Source organism: Psychrobacter sp. KFRI-CH2-11, from assembly GCF_038239325.1.
Taxonomy (GTDB): domain Bacteria; phylum Pseudomonadota; class Gammaproteobacteria; order Pseudomonadales; family Moraxellaceae; genus Psychrobacter; species Psychrobacter celer.
Window position 1 is genome coordinate 2,643,359 of record NZ_CP151283.1, and the last position, 16,297, is coordinate 2,659,655.

Genomic DNA, 16,297 nt, shown 5'->3' on the forward strand with positions numbered 1-16,297 from the left:
ATACCTAAAAAAGGCATGACTGTCGCAGGGGATTTACGTTGATTGTTGAGATAAGGTTAGTGCGGTTTATTGCTGAGGCGCTGTTGCCACTGATGGCGATACTGCATAAAACGCGTCGCGGCGCGGCGTTTTAATTGGGTGGGCGTTGGCAATAAAGCGCGCATAGGGCTCTGTGTACAGGGAGTAATAGAAGTCTCTGGACTGACCATCAAAGTATCGTCATCAGGCGGGTACAAATAGTCGATGACCTGCTCCACTTGCGCCAGCCCATGGCCATCTGGCAGACGATATAACGGGTAGCAAATCAGAGTACAATACAGTAGCTGCTCAAGCGATAAAGGAGTGCCGCGATTACGTCTGGCCAGATACTGAGATTTTGGCGGCAGCTGCGCGTCGATATCTGTGGTCAGCCCCCACCCTGCATAAAATGGCAGACCATAACACGTCACACTCAAACCGCGAAGCAGCGCCTCAAAGCCTGTCAACGAGCTGATGGTGTGCACCGCATCGACCCCTTCTAGGCAATCAGGCATCGCGGTATCATAAGCGACCGCATCTACCAGCTGTAAGCCATCAGCGCCTACCTTGCCAGCGCGCAGTCCTGCCTCCACATCGGGATGCGGTTTATAAATGAGATATGCATCAGGATTGTCTTGCCTAACGCGCGCGATCAGATCACGGTTTTTTTTGATCATTGACCCGCAGTGCTGCACAGAGAGATCATCTTCTACTTGTCCAACGATGAGGAGGCGACGCTTGCCAGACTGCTTTGCCTGTATGAGCCAGCTGCCGTCACGACTTGCCTGACGACTAATGCTCGCACCCACATTGTATTTACTGACTCGCTGGGTGAGCAGTTTGGTTTGTAGGTTTTGGACGCGCTGACGCTGCGGCTGACTTAGCGGCTGACAGTGGCGTAGCAGCGTCTCCAAATCCGAGGGCTCGGTGGCGTCGTAATAGATGCCTTGTCTGTCTATCACCACAGATAGAGGCGCCAGTAGCGTTGCGCCCAGACCGTTGGAGCGGATAAAACCATCTTCCATACAGTAGATAGCTGGGCTATCTGCACCAAAACCTACCTGCTTGCGCTGGCGTTTTTGTTGTACCTGCTGCCGCTTTGCTAAGCCCCAAACCAGTAACGGCTGCTGATAATCCACCCGTAAATGATCGGGATGCAGCAGGTTTTTTAGGCGAGGTTTTGGTTTGATAAATAAATCAGTACGCGGCAGATCCACAAAAGCCTTAACAAATGGCAGCTTCCAGCGGCTAAATTCATAAACCGTCAAACGACCTGCCAGCTGCGACTGCCAGTGACGGTTGGTCACCAGCCACTCAATCGCCGCCTCTATGTCGCAAGCTTTGCTGCTCGCAGGATCGACATAGTGACTATAATCGACATAAGCACTATAAAACAGTACCTCTAAAGTTGCGCTTACGTTTCTCGCCATATTGGCTTTAGAGGTCGTTTGAGAAAAAACTGGTGGAAACAAGGCTGAATTAGGCTGGGGTTTTGACGGCGGTAAACTCATCGCAAAGTTTTGACGACGGTGCATGACAGTATGATACAAGCGTTTGGGCGCACCGCTATCATCTGTCAGCCCCCAGCCGCTATACCAGTTGACCCCAAAACAATGCACCTGCTTACCGAGCATCAGCGCTTCAAAACCCATATGCGAGCTGACTGTATACACATGATCGAGCTGCGCCAGTAAGGCGATAGGATTGAGCACCTGTGTCAACACCTGCACGTTTTTGGGTAACTTGAGACCAGTCAGATAGCCTGTGCGGGCGGCAGGGTGTGCTTTTATCCAAATATGGGCATTCGGATGATTGCGGCAAGCGGCTTTTAGCATACGCCTAAACTGACGTTTATCTGCACCAGCCCCTTTGACAGAGGCATCGCCTGCGACTTGATCGACTAATAAGATATGTGGCTGCCGAGGAGTGCTTGCGGTATTGGCGACTTTTCGCTTTGCCGCTTTGCTATTTGCCAACTCATTGAGTGAGGGGCAAGTCGTCACCGCATTATATTTACTCAGCTTTTCTGCACAGATGCGTGCCATCAGCTGCTGAGCACGACGGTGATGCAGCGCATGATGCCCAGCACTGTCACGATTGTTATGATTGTTATGATTATCAAAACTGGCACGAGCAACGATAAGCTGCTCTAAGCGCGAACTTTGGGTCAAATCAAAATAAATACCCACATCATCGACGACCACACTGACAGCATGGCGGCTACTGATGCCAGAGTCTAGTGAGCGCAAAAAGCCGTCTTCGATACTCAGCGCAGCACAGCTTTGTTTGCTGGCGGCTTTGCGCGCGCGCTGAAAGCTTTTTTTGCGTCCCCAACCGATAAAAGCCTCAGGCTGAGGCTTCGATATGGTTTTGATCTGATTCTTGATATGGTTTGGTAAGGGCAACCTAGACAGCAGTGAGGCAGCAGAGGCCGTGACACCTTGTTGCCCTGCTGACCACGGATACCAGCGCTGAATATCAGCATGCAGCACTTGTGGCAGCAAAAGATTATTACGCTGCATACCTTTACCAATCACCGCCAGTTGCATCGGCTGCAAGCGCTGGGTTAAGGGCAAAAACAGCGTATCATCAAAGGCCGATATAGAGGCGCTTTTGCCTTCGTCTGTGACGCTGTTTGCCATTACTTCCCCTTGTCAGTCAATGATTTATTAACCACTAATATTTTAGTATAAACACCTTATCCTATAAAACGCCTATCAGTCGTTATAGATCCAGCACCACTTTTGCAGCGATGGCCAACTGATAGAAAATCTGCGACAGTCCGCGCGCAATCTCTACCCGTTTGGTTTTAACCTTTGGCAACACCATAATCTCATCGCCTTGCTGGATACGATAAGCGGTATTCACCACTTCGCTGGCGCCATTTTGGTGGATAACCAAAATCTCTTTGGTATCTGCATTATCACCGAAGCCGCCTGAATTGGCCACATAATCGCCGACGGTATAATCTGGGTTAAAGGTCAACGCCCCTTGCGCGCGTATCTGTCCATTGACCGTAATCACAGACGTCTGCGCGGGGATCTCGATGACATCGCCTTGCTGAAGGATAATGTCTTGCCATGAGTTTGGCACCACAACGATCTGGCCATCTGGCTGTACATTTCGCGCTTTTGCCACAAACTGCTTGACCAAAGCGGCATCATCTTGACGCAGGGCGGCCTCTTCACGAGTCGTTGACTGCGTGGCAAGTGTCAGCTCTTCTAGGCGATCAAGCGACTCATTGATCATGCGTTTTTGCTGCTCAGCGACTGACTGACGATAAATGGTCAAATGCGTCAACTTAGCCAGCGGGCTTGGCTGCAATTGCGGCACGATGTCTTTGAGACGGGCGCCATAGGGCACCACCATCGCGCCATTGCCCGTATGTGCTCCTTTTACCTGCACTGCGATCGTCCCAGCATAGCGATCCGAGGTCACCACCATCTGATCACCATTATAGACAGGCACGTTTTGCGCCTCTGCCAGTGAGTAGTACTCCGCCGTCTGGGCGCGGCCTGCACTGCGGGTAATACTGACGTTGGTGGCGTTGGCGGCAGGATTGGCCACTTGCAAGACATCACCGATGGTCAGGTCGTTGACATCAAACTCAAAGGTATATTCGTTTTGTACTTGACCACTGACCTCAAAGGTTTTTTTCTGCGGGGCCACTGTAATCACATCACCATCACGAAAGGCAAAAGGCTGCAACTTACCGGCCAATAAAAAATCATAAAGATTGACTTGCTGGAGCATTTGGCCATTGCGTTTGATCTGAATGTCGATAAAGCTGCCGCGTGTCGGGTCGACGCCACCCGCCCTATCGAGATAAGACAGCACCGAGTCCGCCGCCAGCCCGCCATAATAACCAGGCTGTTTGACAAAACCGGTGACAAATACTTTGACCGGCTGTGCTTGCTCTAAAGAAGCATAGACGCCGACGTTTGAGCGATAAATACGATTGACCGCACTTTTGACCACGTTTTGTAAGTTGCCGTTTTGAACCCCAGCGATACGTACCGGACCGACGTTTGGCAAGAAAATATTGCCTTGTGGATCGACTGTCATGGTGGAGGCAAATTGATAAGCGCCCCACATGCGTACTTGGACATTGTCGCCTGGGTTGATCACATAGCTGTCGTTAAAGGTCGAGCCGGAGGTGGTCGAAAAAGCCCCGCGAAATAGCTGCTCACCAAACATCATGTCTTGGGTGTTGATGTCTTGGTAAGGGCGGGTGGTGTTAATAACCGACTGACTGGGCAAGCTGGCGGCATTCACCGCTTCTTGGGTGGTGGCCTGCCCGGGTACACCGCCAGCAAACGCTTGGGTTGAGACATTGATATTATTGCGGTTTTGATCTTGGCTGGCATTATTGGCGCTTGTACCAAAACTAGAGCCTGCCATTTGCTCGGCATAACTGACGGCGTTTGCTGACATGCTCATAGCAGCCATCGCCACACTTATCATCATCACGATCGCACGTGGTTTCGTATTCATGAATTAACTTCCTTTACTGATCTGTCGATCATTAGTGATATCTGGTCGGTCAAAGCTGGCAGACCGCAAAACTAGCTACGATGATCGCGAACAACGGCCATCACCAAACGCACAAAACCGTAGAATATCAATAACAATATAAGTGATGTCCAAATAATATAAGCGCGGCGTGGATACAACGCCTCTTCGGCCTCATAAGGGGTTGAGATCACAATCAGGTTTTTCATCTTTTTAAAGGCTTCTAGGCGCGCCTTTTCAAGTGATGATAGCGATAGCTTATACAGCTCTGTGGCAAAGTCCACATCCGCTTTGATGGTCTCAAACTGCACCGCTTGACGGTTTAGCTTGGTGGTATTTGGCGAGGTCAGTTTGGTTTGCTCTTGACGAATTTGCGCTTCAATCGCTTTGATTTGGCTTCTGATCGACACCACTTGCGGCGCATCAGGATTGAGATAGCTAAGCAGTTGCCGCTCCTCAGTACGTAGAGAGCTCAGCTGTCCTTGTAGGCTGCCAATCAGCTGATTGATAATCTGGGCGTTGGCCTGCGGGTCATAAATCTCATTGGTGTTTTGATAATTGAGTAGTTTTTCTTTGGCGTCGTTTAGGCGATCTTGTGACTCTTCTAATTGGGTTTCGGCAAACACCAACTGATCACGCGCAACTTCTTGTGAGATACGGTTTACGAATTGCTCAGACTCGTTCAGGATGGTTTTATTTAGCTCAAACGCGTAGCGTGAATCAAAGGCTTCTGTCGCCACCGACAGCACATAGCTTTGCTCATCGAGGTTGATGTGTACCCGCTTTTTGAAGTAATCGAGCAGCTCTTCTTGCGTGGCATCCGGATCAATCTCATAGATGGGGTCTGAACCATCGACATAATAAGCCTCGCGAAACTTAAACTTATCATCAAGGCGCTTGACCATATCATTCGATAAGATGTACTCCGTCAGATAGGTGGCGTCTTCTTTGCTGGTGCTATTGACACCCAGTAGCGCAGACAGACCACCACCGGACGGCACACTTGACTCGCTGACTTGCTTTACCACCACATCAGCGGTCGATATATAACGCGGATGAGCCAGCGTCATGACATAAAATATCACGAGCACCCAAGGCAGTATGACTAAGCCGATAAATAACGAGAGGTTAATTATCTTACTTTTTTGCTTTGTGGATATGCTTTTCATAAACCTCAATCGCTTCTGTTGTATCTTCAAAGACGTGTGCTGTCTGATCCATTAATACAATACCAATATCGCAGTTACGCTTAATATCACCGATATTATGCGACACTATCAAAAACCCTGCTTGCTCACGGCGGGCGGCCAAAATCTCTTCGCTGCGCTTACGAAATGCCGCGTCACCCACCGCTCCGGCTTCATCGAGCATATAATAATCAAAATCAAACGCCAGACTCAGCCCAAAGGTCAAACGAGCCTTCATACCAGATGAGTAGCTTTTGACAGGCATATCAAAATAGTTACCAATATCTGCAAACTCTTCGACAAAACGAATTTTTTCATCGATATAGGCCCCGCTAGAATACAGCCGGCACACAAAGCGGACGTTTTGCCGACCCGTCAAACTGCCTTGAAAGCCCCCTGCCACACCGACTGGCCATGAGATGGTAGAGTCGGTGATGATCTCACCATGGTCTGGCTCATCAAGTCCGCAGATGATACGCAGCAAGGTTGACTTACCCGCGCCATTACGCCCGAGCAAGCCAACACTTTGCTTATCACCAATGGTCAGATTGAGATCTTTAAAAAGATAATGCCGACCTTTTTTTGTCATAAATGACTTAGAAATGTTTTTAACTTCAATCATTTATTTACCATAAAATAAAACTAGATATTATAAATATCATAAAAATGAAATACTACGAGCTTTATTTTGAGCGTATTAGATCTTTTTCTACCGCTTTATACATGAGCAAACCTAAGAAGTTAACAGCTACTGTCCACTTTAAAAAATAGGTGATATCAATATGATAAGCGGGATAGTTAGGGGCAAAAGCATGCCTAATCAGCTCGATATTATGAATAAAAGGATTATAAAGCAGGTAGCTAAAGTATGGCTCTGGTACCACATGAATCGGGTAAATAATGCCGGAAGCAAAGTACAAGATGGTAAATATAATGGTAATCACCTTGCTAATCTCACCACCATAATAACCAATAACCATCATCATCAGTGCAATGCCAAAACTAAATAAAAACAGTGTGATCCAGCAAAACAGTACGATATGTAGATTCTCTAAGCTGGCATAAATATCAAAAAAGGCCAAACCAACTAACAAAATAATCGAGGTAATAAAATAGATGATTAGTTCTAATACCGATCGAGCAATAATGACATCAATATGACGTATCGAGCGATACATCAACAAGCCTTTGTTTCCTTCAACAGCGCCTAATGCTCTCGTCGCTATCGTTTGAAACATGCGAAAAGGCACCATGCCTGTCACCAAAAACAGCGGAAAACCCATCCCTGGTAAAGCGCGTTCAATAATCACGCCAAAAATAACCAAAAAGATAAGCACTTGAAACAAGACTTCAAGCGGCGCCCACAGATAGCCCAAACGATAACCACCGAAGCGCGTCTGTAGCTCACGCATCAGCAACGCATGAAATGCCGCACCCATGACTTTAAGGCCACTACGGTGCTTGATGGGACGATAAGGAGGCAATTGTACAGACATGGCGTTACAGGACTTTACCGAAAACAGCCCCTATGATAAGTAAGCAGGACATAAGTTACAAGAATTAATCTGTGAGTAAACCGATAAACCAATGATATAGCAAGAAATCCGTAAGCTTAATGGCTGTTTTATAAGCGGCTTCATGATAAAAAGCCCTCAGCCTGATAGATTTTTTAAATTATTTTAGGCAAAAAAAAACCAATCATAAAAGATTGGCTTTTTAAAACTGATTAGGTTTTATGATATATGGTGGCGATGGAGAGACTTGAACTCTCGACCTCACGATTATGAGTCGTGCGCTCTAACCAGCTGAGCTACATCGCCATTTAAGGCTCGGTATAATACCGATAGAGGTGGGTATCGTCAACCCCTAATTGGCTTTTTTTGCAAAAAAAATGAATTTTATTCAAATTAAGCGCAAAAACATCACTGCTAACTATACAAACGAAGCGTAAAAAAATGCTTAAACACAACGCTTAAAAAACGAAGCATAAAAAAGTTGGTAGACCGATAAGCCGGGTTCTGTCGTGGACGATCATTCCTCTAGGCGCATCATCGCTGATACGCTCAAGCAACCTACCCGCATCGAACGCGGGCCGCGCCATGCCGATGCCTATTTGGTCTTGCTACGCGTGGAGTTTACCATGCCGTGCACCATTGCTGGCCACGCGGTGCGCTCTTACCGCACCCTTTCACCCTTACCTCGCTTGCGCGGGGCGGTCTCCTCTCTGCTGCACTGGTCGTCAGGTTACCCTGCCCAGCCGTTAGCTGGCACGCTGCCCTATGTAGCCCGGACTTTCCTCCCCTGCGCATCTGTTGCCAGTGTGCAGCGGCGATCGCCTAGTCTACCAAGGGCGTTAGTATAGCAAACCCAAGGCTCATCTGGGAATATCTTTTGTGACTAATTTCGCCTCGTCAAATAATCGCTTGTAGCCGTCTCAGATAAAACCATTTGGCAAATAAAAATCTGGCAGAGTGTGGCGTTGCTTATCTTGCTTTATATAGGGCAGGGTCAGCCAGTACGTGGCCGGATAGTACTGCTGCAGATGGTGCTGTAAAAACGCCATGGTACTCGTCGCAATCTCAGTATCTGTCTGAGCTGCATTATCATGAATGGGACTATAAATCACGCTATGCAGCGTTAAACCGCGCGCCTTGATGGCCTCAAGACTAAGCAAAGTATGATTGATACTGCCAAGGCGACCTGAGGTCACCAAAACCACTGGATAGCCTTGGGTGGCAATATAATCTAGCGTCAGTAATTGCTCGGTTATGGGTACGAGCAAGCCGCCTGCCCCTTCTAGCAACACCACATCGTAGTTTACTTGCAATTGCCGCGTCGCCTGAGTGATGACATCAGGGTCTAACACGTCATCGGCCAGCCTGACCGCCAGATGCGGCGACGCTGGTTTTTTATAACGATAAGGGCATGTGGTGTGAGCAAGGTCACACGGCTGTAGCGGTACATCCATCAACTGGCGATGAGTAACAATATCATCAGCAATATCCATCTCACCACTGACCAAATCAACCCCAACACCCGTTTGTACCAGCTTTTGGGTGATGATATTTATGCCCTGCTGCATCAAGGCCTTAGCCAGCATGCCGGTGGCGTAAGTTTTGCCAATGTCGGTATCGATACCGGAGATAAATAGCACACTCATATAGCCGCTCTATTGGTGACACAGGTTTGATTTAAATAAGAGGTAACGACGGTCAGTAGCGCTCGGCATAACGTCACTAGCTCATCATCCGTCATGACAAAGGGAGGCATGATATAGACCAATTTACCAAAGGGTCTAACCCAAATGCCATTTTTAATCAGTAAGGATTGAAAAACGGGCATATCGACCGCTTCATCCAATTCAATGACAGCGACCGCGCCCAAACAACGTACCTCTTTGACACCATCCAATGTCGCTGCAGGCGCAAGCTGCGACTCCATAACAGCTTGCATATCTGCCGTACGTGTCTCGATATCGTAAGACAAAATCAAATCAATCGACGCACAAGCGACCGCGCAGGCCAGCGGATTACCCATAAAGGTGGGCCCGTGCATCAGTGCAGGATAATCGCTGTGATGAATGGTATCGGCAATATGGCGGGTGCATAAGGTGGCCGCAAAGGTCATATAGCCGCCCGTTAGCGCCTTACCCACGGTCATGATATCGGGGCTGATATCGGCATGCTCACAGGCAAACAGCTTACCACTACGGCCAAAGCCTGTGGCGATCTCATCGGTGATCAACAGCACATCATGCGCATTACATAACTGCTGCAGTAATTGCAAATACTCCGGATTATAAAAGCGCATGCCGCCTGCGCCTTGAATAATAGGCTCGATGATAAACCCTGCTAAATGCTCGCTATTGTTGGCAAAAAAATCGCTTAACGTCTGACGCTCAGCTGCGCTCAAAGCGCGATCAACCCCCAATGGCGGGGCTGGAACAAAATGCTGCACCGGCAGCTGCTTACCGTACAAACTATGCATGCCATTGATAGGATCGCAGACGCTCATCGCGTGCCACGTATCGCCATAATAGCCTGAATGCGTCGAGGCAAACTGGCACTTTTGCGGACGCTTGGCGGCAATCTGATACTGCAGCGCCATCTTTAGCGCAACTTCCACCGCAATACTGCCGCTATCAGCATAAAAAACAGCATCGAGGCCTGCTGGTACGATGGAGAGCAGTTTTTCACCCAAGTCTATCGCCGGCTGATGGGTCAAGCCCCCAAACATCACATGCGCCATTTTGCCGAGCTGATGAGTCATTGCCGCATTGAGCACCGGATGGTTATAGCCATGCACGCTTGCCCACCATGACGACATGCCATCTATGAGGCGCGTGCCATCTTGAGTGACGATATAGATACCTTCGGCATGGTCAATGACGATATTTGGATAAGTAGGCGGCAAGCTGGCATAGGGATGCCACAAGTGCTGGTGGTCGAAGTCGCTGGTAGGCATACTCATCGTCCGCTCGCAAACGAAAAGTATGTATGTTGAAAAAAGTGTCTGGGCAATTGAACATCCGTATTCATCATATTATTCCTAGGCGTTGTTGGGCAGCAGCATCTCAGCGCATTATCGACCAGTGATACGCTTGTATTTGGCCAATAAATCGCTTTCGGTTTCGACATGATCGGGGTCTTTTGGAATACAGTCGACAGGACAGATGACCACGCACTGCGGCTCATCGAAGTGACCGACACACTCTGTACACAGGTCAGGGTCGATCACATATATATCATCGCCCTCAGAGATGGCTTCGTTTGGACAAGCAGGCTCGCAGACATCACAGTTGATGCATTCGTCAGTGATTAACAATGCCATAAACTGCTCCTTATGTATGACTAATAACAAGCGCGGCAGATTACTCTGGCGAGTTTGGTGAAGGATAAAATAACTGTCAGCAGATAAACGGTGACGGCTAGTTAAGCGTGAGCTTTTTGGCAAAAGCTTGCGAGACACAAGGCGGCACAAATTTATTGACATCGCCGCCAAGCTTGGCAATCTCACGAATCATCGTCGATGAGATAAACGAGTAGTTTTGCGATGGCGTCAAAAACACCGCCTCAAAATTTTCATCGAGCTCGCGGTTCATATTGGCCAGCTGAAACTCATACTCAAAATCCGACATCGCACGCAGGCCACGCAAGACGGCAGTGGCACCTTGCAGGCGCATAAAATCCACGAGCAAACCTTCAAAACCCACCACCGACACTTGCGGCAAATCTGCAAACACCGTCTCGACCAAGGCCACCCGCTCCTCAAAACTAAACAGCGGTTTTTTGTGGTGCCCTGATGCCACGGCAATGACCACCTCATCAAACAATTTGGTCGCGCGCGTCACCAAATCGACATGGCCATTGGTAATGGGGTCAAAGGTGCCAGGGTATAAAATCTTGGTCTGAAGCTTTGAAGCATGGGCGACATTTGCTGAATTCATAGCAGTGCTAATCTGGTCGTTAATGATACTGCACATGCTAGCAAATTTTGCCTACATTTAATACTTATCTGCTACATTTGTCCTAACAGCCGGTTTACCTTTTGCCCCTTTGCTTTGCTACAATAAGCGCTTCGACTCATCTCAAATAGTAGGCCCGCCGATGGTCTTGGATGAGGAATGGTAAGACAAGGATGCAGCGCACTGACATCCTGATGGAGAATTTATGTCAAAAAAAGCAAAAAAACCAGACAATCAAATCTGCGCCAATAAAAAAGCGCGGCACGAGTATTTTATCGAAGAAACCTTTGAGGCAGGCTTGTCATTGCAAGGCTGGGAAGTCAAGGCCATTCGTGCAGGCAAAATGTCCATCACCGAGGCTTATATTACCTTTCGTAATGGTGAGGCTTTCTTGTTTGGTGCTCATATCCAGCCCCTGCTATCTAGCTCGACGCACATTAGCCCCGATAGCATCCGTACCCGTAAACTGCTGCTCAACCGCCGCGAGATCGACAAATTATATGGCGCGGTCAATCAAAAGGGCTATGCTTGTGTGCCGCTGTCTTGCTACTGGAAGCGCTCGATGGTCAAGTGTCAGATCGCCCTTGCCATCGGTAAAAAGCAACACGATAAACGTAAAACCCTGAAAGACCGCGACTGGGAGCGCGATAAGCAGCGCGGCTTTAAGCAGCATTTGGATTAAATGCTCTGGCAGGCGTTGCTCCTATCGAGCTGATAAACAGGACGATTTACCACCGCGTAAATCGTCCTGTTTTATTATAAATATCACCCCAGCGTACATGCGTTAAGCGGCAGCTTTTGTACCTAACGTCTCGTTTTTAGCACCGCGCAGCTGACGGATACCATGAAGCAGTAAACACACAATACCGAGCCAGATCAGCCCATAGCTATATATCATCGCCGACTCAAATGGATTGCCCAAGATCGTGATTGCCAAAATAAACAGCAACGCAGGCTCCAGATAGCTCATCATGCCGTAAACATTGACAGGGAGCAGCTGGCTGGCATCGACATTGGTTTTCATCGCCAGCACACTCAGCACGCCCAGTCCTGCCAGCATCAAAATAAAAAACCCAGAGCCGCTCACCAGCGCGACACTGCTCGGCGCAAACAAACATAAATACGCGAGCGCGAATGGCGCAAAAATGGTCAAATCCACCAACAACCCCGTCACCGCCCCGATGCCCTGCAAGCGGCGCAAAATATAATAAATAGGATAAGTGCCGCACACCCAAAGCGTCGCCCACGACATGCTTTGCGTACGCACAATCTCACTACCAACGCCGAGCGCCGCAAAGCCTACCGCTAGCCACTGCAAACGGCTCAGCTTCTCACCGAATAGCACACAGCCAAACACTACCATCATTAAGGGAAATAGAAAATAGCCCATCGCCGTTTGTACGCCTTGACCATTGACTGGTGCCCACATAAATAGCCAAAACTGGCTCAAAAATATTGGCGTTGGTAATAGTAACCATGCCCACTGCTTGATTGATCTTAGCTGTCTTAACTTATCAATATGTAAGCTTAAACGCCCGCTAACCACTAAATACACTACTAGCGCTGCCCACATTGCTAGCATGCGCCAGATAAAAACTTGCGTGCCAGATAGTGACGCTAAAAAATGACTATAAGCATAAAGTACGCCAAATAATACATTCGACAATACCGCTAATGCCGCGCCCATGATTAGCGTGCGCTGCTTGGCGCTACCTGAAGCCCAGATCGCAGGTACAGGCAAGCGTGAGACAGTGCTTGTAAATACCGATGATAAGGTAGTGGTTGACATAAACGCTCCAAAATTGAACTAGATTTTATGGCTCAGCATCTTTGTTGTTATTAAGCTGAGGAAAGCTAGTTTACGCGAGCGCTTTGAGATATTATTTCTATAATTAACTATTTTTGAATTTTTTTACCGTAATATCACAGTATTATTCATTATTTATCACGGTTCAGTTTTATTACTGATTATCCTTATTGTTTAGTAATCCTCGCCTAATTAAGAAGCCTACTACTATGACGTACACTCTTGATCACACCGACAAAGCTATATTGAATCTATTACAAGACGATGCGACTTTACCGCTAAAAACCATTGCCGAAAAAGTACACGTGTCTACTGCAACCGCGCAGCGACGCGTACAAGCGTTAATAGATAGTGAGGTGATTAGCAAACAAGTAGCTATCGTTAATCCAAACAAGGTGGGATATGGCCTGACAGCAGTGGTTATGATCCAGATGCTACGCTCGAATAACTCGATGCAGCACCGATTTGAGCGCTTGATGAGTAGCCAGCCACGGGTGATGAGCTGTTATGAGGTGTCAGGGGATGCGGACTTTATGCTGATGGTCAATGCCAAAAACATGCAAGATTATCACCAATTCACTCGCGATTTACTGACGTATGATAATAATGTACGCAGTTTTAGCAGTCAGTTTGTGATGAACTTTACTAAAAGTGGTACGAAGATAATGTTGGATTAATCTTAAACTATCAACCACTTATCGGTAATTGAATATCACATCCTGAGTGTAATTCATGTTAAAATGAGCGCCTTTTAATTAGCCTCAAATATACAGGTCTGCCCATGTCTGCCGATACCATTGCCCATACCGCCTTTAAACAAGGCACTAAGCCGCTTTATGACTATGATAAGCATTGGGCAAGCTGCTACGAGCCAGCGCCTTATTTACCGATGACTCGCGCAGAGATGGACGCGCTAGGCTGGGATGCGTGCGATGTGATTATTATCTCAGGTGATGCTTATGTCGATCATCCAAGCTTTGGTATGGCAATCATCGGGCGCTTACTTGAGTCGCAAGGCTTTCGCGTCGGTATCATCGCGCAGCCTGATTGGAAGAGTAAAGACGCCTTTATGGAGCTTGGCAAACCGGTTTACGCGTATGGCGTCACCGCCGGCAACATGGATAGCATGATCAATCGCTATACCGCTGATCGCAAGATACGTAGTGATGATGCGTACTCGCCAGGCAATGTGGCAAATAAACGCCCGGACCGTGCTGCTATCGTCTATAGTCAGCGTTGCCGCGAAGCCTATCCTGACGTGCCCATCATTTTAGGCGGTATCGAAGGCAGCCTACGCCGCATCGCCCATTATGACTACTGGTCCGATAAAGTGCGCCGTAGTATTTTGCTCGACTCGCGCGCTGATGTCTTGTTATACGGTAATGCTGAGCGCGCTATCGTCGACGTGGTGCATGGTCTATCAAAAGGCTATACTTTTGAGCAGATGAGCAGTTTGCGGGGTACGGCGTATCTATTGACACCGACACGCCGCCATTGGCAAGCGCATATGACGGAAGTCGCGAGCAATGACGTCGATACGGTCGGCCGTGTCGATCCGATTATCAACCCGTATGTGATGACCGAAGACGTTGATAGCTGTAAGATTGAACAAGAAAAACCTAGCGATTCACCTGTTGGCCAAGCCATGACTGGTATGTCTGCGCAATATGCGGGATTTGTCGCAGAGCCTGTCTCTAATAAAGTCCTCAACGCTGAGCAAGTCGATACTGATACGCAAGTGGTGCAGATGCGCGGCTTTGATGATAAAAGGCTGACTGCGCGTAAGCATAAATTTAAAATGCCGCCACGTGAGCAAACGGTCATTCGTCTGCCCGACTACGATCATGTCAAATCAGATCCCGTACTCTACGCTCACGCCAGCCGAATTCTGCATCTTGAGACTAACCCCGGTAATGCGCGAGCGCTAGTGCAGCGCCATAGTAGCGGCGCAGGCAACTCCTTCACCTCTATCGATGTCTGGCTCAACCCGCCACCGATTCCGCTATCGACCGAAGAGATGGACTACGTCTTTGACTTGCCTTATGCGCGTCTACCACACCCGAGCTACGGCGATGCCCGTATTCCTGCTTATGACATGATTAAATTCTCCGTCAATATTATGCGCGGCTGTTTTGGCGGTTGTACTTTTTGCTCAATTACTGAGCACGAAGGCCGCATCATTCAAAACCGCTCAGAGGACTCCATCCTACGTGAAGTCGAAGCCATCCGCGATACTGCGCCTAACTTCACAGGTGTCATCTCCGATCTTGGTGGCCCTACTGCCAACATGTACCGCCTCAACTGCAAAGATGAGACCATTGAGAAAAACTGCCGCAAGCCGTCTTGTGTCTATCCTGATGTCTGTGAAAACCTCATTACCGATCACAGCAACCTCACCCAGCTATATCGTAAAGCCCGTGATATCAAAGGTGTGAAAAAAATTCTAATCGCCTCAGGCTTGCGTTATGACTTGGCGGTCAAAGACCCTGAGTATGTCAAAGAGCTGGTCAGCCATCATGTCGGTGGCTATCTAAAAATCGCCCCAGAGCATTCAGAAGAAGGCGTACTGTCCAAGATGATGAAACCTGGCATGGGCAGCTATGACGAATTTAAAGCCATGTTTGAGCGCTTCAGCGCCGAGGCTGGCAAAGAGCAGTATCTGATTCCTTACTTTATCGCCGCCCACCCTGGCACCAAAGATGAGGACATGATGAACCTTGCGCTGTGGCTAAAGCGTAATGGCTACCGCGCCGACCAAGTGCAGGCGTTTTATCCTAGCCCCATGGCGACCGCCACCACCATGTACCATACCCACAAAGACCCGCTACACAAGGTCAGCCGTGAGGGTGGTGATATGGACATCGTCAAATCAGGCAAGCAGCGCAAATTGCACAAAGCCTTTCTTCGCTACCATGACCCAAAAAACTGGGCACTACTGCGTAAAGCGCTACAAGACATGGGCCGTAGTGACTTAATTGGTAAAAATCGCGGCTGCCTGATACCGCCATATAATGCCCATCTAGAAGGCCGTGATGCGGTGCAAGACAGCTACCAGTCTGCACGCAAAAAGAACAGCCGCGTCGGTAATGATTCGCTCAAACGCAGCAACCGCGCCTCTGAGCGCCCAACGACCAATAAAGCTGGGAACAAAAATAGCAAAAAGCGCGTCAGTAAAGGCAACTTTCAGACGCAGCATACGGGCCTGCCGCCGCGCAAGACTAAATAGTCTTGGCTATGGCTAGAGTGACTATCCCAAGCGCTGTTTAAGCAAAACGCCTATCGACCAACTGTCGGCAGGCGTTTTTTTGA

General features: G+C 48.4%; 13 protein-coding genes, 1 tRNA gene and 1 other RNA gene. 3 read left to right on the forward strand and 12 right to left on the reverse strand.

Annotated elements, in window-relative coordinates; translation table 11 throughout:
* Positions 1-56 precede the first annotated feature (56 nt).
* From AADH33_RS10955 to coaD, 11 genes are all read right to left on the reverse strand, one after another.
* Entirely contained in the window at positions 57-2,660 is a 2,604-nt protein-coding gene (locus AADH33_RS10955) for a capsular polysaccharide biosynthesis protein (RefSeq protein WP_348548890.1), read from the reverse strand.
* 82 nt (positions 2,661-2,742) lie between these two features.
* Positions 2,743-4,512: a polysaccharide biosynthesis/export family protein gene (locus AADH33_RS10960; protein WP_348548891.1), complete on the reverse strand. Its 1,770-nt coding sequence runs from the start codon at positions 4,510-4,512 to the stop codon at positions 2,743-2,745.
* 71 nt (positions 4,513-4,583) lie between these two features.
* Positions 4,584-5,699, reverse strand: coding sequence for a capsule biosynthesis protein (locus AADH33_RS10965; RefSeq protein ID WP_075102003.1), 1,116 nt, complete (start codon positions 5,697-5,699; stop codon positions 4,584-4,586).
* Positions 5,668-6,339 (reverse strand): ABC transporter ATP-binding protein, encoded by a 672-nt coding sequence (locus tag AADH33_RS10970; protein ID WP_075102002.1) that lies wholly within the window; start codon positions 6,337-6,339, stop codon positions 5,668-5,670. The genes AADH33_RS10965 and AADH33_RS10970 overlap by 32 nt, the downstream gene beginning before the upstream one ends.
* 61 nt (positions 6,340-6,400) lie before the next feature.
* Positions 6,401-7,213, reverse strand: coding sequence for an ABC transporter permease (locus tag AADH33_RS10975; RefSeq protein ID WP_207969427.1), 813 nt, complete (start codon positions 7,211-7,213; stop codon positions 6,401-6,403).
* 247 nt (positions 7,214-7,460) lie between these two features.
* Positions 7,461-7,537, reverse strand: a tRNA-Met gene (locus AADH33_RS10980).
* 171 nt (positions 7,538-7,708) lie between these two features.
* An RNA gene (rnpB, locus tag AADH33_RS10985) (RNase P RNA component class A) lies at positions 7,709-8,065 on the reverse strand.
* A gap of 86 nt (positions 8,066-8,151) precedes the next feature.
* Positions 8,152-8,877, reverse strand: coding sequence for a dethiobiotin synthase (gene bioD, locus AADH33_RS10990; protein ID WP_348548892.1), 726 nt, complete (start codon positions 8,875-8,877; stop codon positions 8,152-8,154).
* A complete protein-coding gene (gene bioA, locus AADH33_RS10995) occupies positions 8,874-10,187 on the reverse strand; it encodes an adenosylmethionine--8-amino-7-oxononanoate transaminase (RefSeq protein ID WP_348548893.1) in 1,314 nt (437 codons plus the stop codon). The genes bioD and bioA overlap by 4 nt, the downstream gene beginning before the upstream one ends.
* A gap of 111 nt (positions 10,188-10,298) precedes the next feature.
* Positions 10,299-10,547 (reverse strand): YfhL family 4Fe-4S dicluster ferredoxin, encoded by a 249-nt coding sequence (locus AADH33_RS11000; RefSeq protein WP_348548894.1) that lies wholly within the window; start codon positions 10,545-10,547, stop codon positions 10,299-10,301.
* Between the two features lie 97 nt (positions 10,548-10,644).
* Positions 10,645-11,163: a pantetheine-phosphate adenylyltransferase gene (gene coaD, locus AADH33_RS11005; RefSeq protein ID WP_075102063.1), complete on the reverse strand. Its 519-nt coding sequence runs from the start codon at positions 11,161-11,163 to the stop codon at positions 10,645-10,647.
* 223 nt (positions 11,164-11,386) lie between these two features.
* Here coaD and smpB point away from each other — a divergent pair, with 223 nt between their 5' ends.
* Positions 11,387-11,863 (forward strand): SsrA-binding protein SmpB, encoded by a 477-nt coding sequence (gene smpB, locus AADH33_RS11010; RefSeq protein ID WP_348548895.1) that lies wholly within the window; start codon positions 11,387-11,389, stop codon positions 11,861-11,863.
* Between the two features lie 102 nt (positions 11,864-11,965).
* Here the strand turns inward: smpB and rarD are convergent, their stop codons facing one another.
* Positions 11,966-12,970 carry an EamA family transporter RarD gene (rarD, locus tag AADH33_RS11015; protein WP_348548896.1) on the reverse strand — a complete coding sequence of 335 codons (1,005 nt, stop codon included), beginning with the start codon at positions 12,968-12,970 and terminating at the stop codon, positions 11,966-11,968.
* 227 nt (positions 12,971-13,197) lie between these two features.
* Here rarD and AADH33_RS11020 point away from each other — a divergent pair, with 227 nt between their 5' ends.
* Together AADH33_RS11020 and AADH33_RS11025 are read left to right on the forward strand one after the other, a co-directional pair.
* Positions 13,198-13,665 (forward strand): Lrp/AsnC family transcriptional regulator, encoded by a 468-nt coding sequence (locus AADH33_RS11020; protein WP_348548897.1) that lies wholly within the window; start codon positions 13,198-13,200, stop codon positions 13,663-13,665.
* A 104-nt stretch (positions 13,666-13,769) separates the two neighbouring features.
* Positions 13,770-16,214, forward strand: coding sequence for a YgiQ family radical SAM protein (locus tag AADH33_RS11025; protein WP_348548898.1), 2,445 nt, complete (start codon positions 13,770-13,772; stop codon positions 16,212-16,214).
* Positions 16,215-16,297 lie beyond the last annotated feature (83 nt).